General features: G+C 59.9%; 4 protein-coding genes. 2 read left to right on the top strand and 2 right to left on the bottom strand.

The features are described 5' to 3' along the window. The first annotated feature begins 208 nt into the window (after positions 1-208). Both ACFQEU_RS13380 and ACFQEU_RS18300 read left to right on the top strand, forming a co-directional pair. Complete coding sequence (locus ACFQEU_RS13380) at positions 209-550, top strand: p24 family protein (RefSeq protein ID WP_209485828.1); 342 nt, start codon at positions 209-211, stop codon at positions 548-550. Positions 551-650: 100 nt separating this feature from the next. Beyond that, on the top strand, positions 651-908 hold the full coding sequence (locus ACFQEU_RS18300) for a DUF8118 domain-containing protein (RefSeq protein WP_464384333.1): 258 nt from the start codon (positions 651-653) through the stop codon (positions 906-908). Here the strand turns inward: ACFQEU_RS18300 and ACFQEU_RS13375 are convergent. Both ACFQEU_RS13375 and ACFQEU_RS13370 read right to left on the bottom strand, forming a co-directional pair. Next, positions 800-1,186, bottom strand: coding sequence for a hypothetical protein (locus ACFQEU_RS13375; RefSeq protein WP_379782939.1), 387 nt, complete (start codon positions 1,184-1,186; stop codon positions 800-802). The two genes, ACFQEU_RS18300 and ACFQEU_RS13375, sit on opposite strands and share 109 nt — an antisense overlap. Before the next feature lie 590 nt (positions 1,187-1,776). Continuing rightward, a partial coding sequence (locus tag ACFQEU_RS13370) for a type II/IV secretion system ATPase subunit (RefSeq protein WP_379782937.1) occupies positions 1,777-3,288 on the bottom strand: 1,512 nt, incomplete at its 5' end.

Here is a 3,288-nt window from a genome sequence, read left to right as displayed (position 1 = left end):
TACTCATTTTGAAAGGTGTAGATAACTGTCTTGGGGTAGCCGTCAGCCACTCACAACCGTGATCTCACGCGACTAAACAAGCCCGACCCTCTGTATTCAGCACGGATCCAAGAACATATCATCGCTAGAGGATTTCAACAGAGCCGATACATACCTGTTTGGAGGACATGATTAGGACTTATGTAGATCGGATTGAATATTTGGAAATGTGAAAAGGCGAGAATATCTTGGCTGTGTATCAATCATGTCCGTGACCATGCTTTCGGGTTGTTCTGGATTGGACGCGGAGGAATCAGGAACGGTAAGGGCACCCGACGACGCGCTTCATAACATCGACGTTGAACAAGGGCAAACAATCCGGGTTGAAATAGATAACCGCGAGGGGTTCGCAACGGATGTAATCTTGGAAGATCCCGGAGGAAATGACGTATTCAATGAAATCGTTGAAACCGAAGGATCATTCACCCACACAGCTGAACAGAGCGGTGTATTCCGTGTGATTATATTCCCTGACGGGACCGCATCGTACGAGATATACATTGAAGATTGATTTTCACCACCTGTCTTTATTTTCCGAACAGGTCCTATAGCCTATCTCGTGATTGCCAAACGTGTCGAGGACGGTGTCGGTGGCCGCGTAAAAGTCGAGGATCTGTCTCCCCTGCGCGACCACCGGGCACACCGGCGAGCGGTTCGTCCGGTGTACCGGGTGCGGCGTCGAGGTCCTTCAAAGTGACACGCGACCCACCGGGACGGGTACGACGGTTCCGAGGAGTAACGACCCAGTAGTCCGACGTGACTATCCGTCGAACGTCCCGCTCGCGAAGTTTTCTTCAGGAACCGACACCTTAACTCGGTCAAGTTCTTCTTCAACGTTGATCAGGAACCCCCCGATGCTACCTTCATAAACGACAATCTCGAAGTTGTTGTTCGGGTACGTACTGCCCGGAACCACGTCACGAAAATCGACCGAAACGCGACCGCCGAACTCGGGGATCTCACCGACGTAGCGCATTTCATCATATCCGTCATCGAACTCGTGTTGGATACCGAACTCATCACCGGTCGTGTCCTCGGCAAAGTCAATGTGTATCAGTTGGCCGTCCCATTCCGTCGCGTCGATTTCGCTTGAAGTGACACCCGCCATCACGTCGTCGAGTGCAGCGCACCCACTCGTGAACGCCACCGTACCGACGCCGAGGGACGCGAGCCACCCGCGGCGGCCGATTGAATCAAGATCCGGCATATATCAACACATAATGTGAGGTAACTTAGGTTCCGTGGGTGCCTCGCGTATCATGAATTGATCCGACCTAATACGTCTATACGCCGATCCGCGTCAGACACGTTTCCACAACCTTAGGTATCGGATCGAACATGGCCGATGACGTAGGGGTCGTACTTGGACCGCTCGAAGCCGTCACTCTCAAAGCGGTTGTAACCGCCCGATTGCTTTTTCGCCGGCGATCCCGCTCGCCGACCGACTACACTCCTCAACCCCCGACTACGGATATTCAAGGGTCTAAGGCTACCCAACTACCAGTACCCTTGGGGTGTAGTCGGTGTAGCCGGGGGTGAAGTGAAACTCGTGATTGTGAGAGAGTAGAACCGGCTTAGGCAGTAGTATATTGTAGAAAAGAAGGTTGGGGGGTCCCCCCGACTACACCGACTACATTTGATGAATCGGTGCCGAACCGCCGTCTTTTATTTTCCCGTGAATTGAACGTAGCCGTGTACGGGCCTTTCTCTGGTAAGATGTACTAACATCCCAACGCTTTAACCGGTATTGATGCTCTCCGCGAACGTTTCGAAGCTGGCCGGGGTGTTGATCTCCGCTATCACCTCCACGTCCGGGTTGAGGTAGTTCGCTTCGGTCATCAGCGACGCCATGCTCACCGCTTTGTACGAGTTCTCGTGGTCCCGGGTGGTGAGCGCGACTCCCGTCTCGTGGGGCAACCGGACCTCCCGTGACCCCTCGTCGATCGAGATCGGTCGGTCGTCGAAGGGGATGAACGGCATGTGGGCGTTCATCAGCGTCGTCTTCCCCGCGCCGGTCGGCCCCGCGAACAGAACGACGCCGTGGTGTTCGTACAGCAGCCACAGCAGCGTCACCAGGTCCGCCGACAGCGTCCCACTGTTCACGAGGTCAACGGGAGTCAACGCGTCCGCGGCCTGCTTTCGGATCGAGACGTGCGGGCCGTCCTCGGAGATAACCGGCAGCGCGACCGCACAGCGAACCGTTTCCGACACCTCCGGGACCGAGAGGTTCACCTTCGCGGATGGGGTCGCGGCGTTCAGCTCGACCCCGTCGCGCGCGGCGAGTCTGGTGACGACGTCGACGAAGCGACCCTCCTCCGCGAACGCGAGGTTCGTCGGGATCCGGCCGCCGCCGCCGAACGGGTTTATACCGCTCCGACCGTCCGAGCTGCGTCCCTTGGTCGCCTCGTTCTCTCTTCCGGCGTTCGATTCACCGCCTGCTCTCCCGTTCGATTCACCGTTCACGCCGCCGGCCGCGACCATCGCAGGGCGGGGGACGACCTTCACTCGCTCGCCGACGCGGTTGGCTTCGATGTCCTCCAGATGCGGGTCGCGGATCGGAACGGTGAGCGGCCCTTCGCCGACGAAGTCGCGGAGGACGTAGTAGACGAGGTCGTCGATCCGGTCGTCGTCGTACCGCGGGTCCACCGTCGGCGTCGCGAGCCCCCTGTCCGCGAGCGCGCGTTGCAGGCGGGCACGTCCCGACGCGGCCCAGTCGCGGGCGTCACCGGCAGTCAGCTGCCGGGAAAGGTGTTTGCGGGCGTGTTCGGCGACGAACGCGGTCCGGTCGTCGACGAGGCGATCCACCGGCGTCTCCCAGATCCGGCGCTCGCACTCCCGTATCAGCGCGTCGTCGCCGGGAAGGAGGTCGGGTTCGAGCACGGCGTACTTCGTCTCGAAGGCGTCCGACCCGAGCAGTCGCTCCCGATAGACGACCACACTGACCGAAAAGCCGGCGAACTCGACGGCGTACCTGGCGATGCGCTCGCCGGCGGCCCGCTCGACGTAGTCCGCGGTAGCGTCGACGCCGGTCTCCAATGGCGCGAACGACTCCGTGTGAACGACGAGCTCGCGGTCGTCGCCGACGTCGGCGACGGCGACCCGTTCGTCGAGCGCGATCGCTGTGAGATCGCCGAGCAAGCGGAGCTCACACAGCGCGTGGTGGTTCACGCGACGGCGACCCGCCGCGGTCGTGTCGAGCAGGCGGTCGAGGACGCGGGCGTACTTCGGTTCGAACCCGGCCTCGGCGCG

It is taken from the genome of Halorubrum tibetense, assembly GCF_042661865.1.
Lineage (GTDB): Archaea > Halobacteriota > Halobacteria > Halobacteriales > Haloferacaceae > Halorubrum > Halorubrum tibetense.
Note: the sequence above shows the minus strand (reverse complement) of the source record. Positions and strands in the feature narration are given on the sequence as shown.